The 243-nt window shown below is 44.9% G+C and carries 1 protein-coding gene; it reads left to right on the top strand.

Annotated features, from left to right (window positions below; genetic code table 11):
* Positions 1 to 243: transposase (locus tag D0T57_RS15325; RefSeq protein WP_163274342.1), on the top strand; the 243-nt coding region annotated here is incomplete at both ends.

Below are 243 nucleotides of genomic sequence, written 5' to 3'. Positions count from 1 at the left end.
ACCCGTAAGGGCTATCATTGGGTAGTACGCTCTCCTGAAAACGGGCAATTATTTTTTCATTACGACAAAGGTTCCCGGGCCGGGCATGTAGTTGTCGATTTACTCAAAGACTTTAAAGGTACAGTACAGAGTGATGGTTATGGAGCCTATGATATATATGAAAAGAAACAGGATGTTCTCTTATTGGGGTGCTGGGCGCATGCCCGCAGAAAATTTGAACAGGCATTAGGCAATGATCCCCCA

Origin of the sequence: Dysgonomonas sp. 511 (genome assembly GCF_010501105.1) — a bacterium.
In the GTDB taxonomy this organism is placed as follows: Bacteria; Bacteroidota; Bacteroidia; order Bacteroidales; family Dysgonomonadaceae; genus Dysgonomonas.
This window is presented reverse-complemented; position numbering and strand designations above follow the sequence as displayed.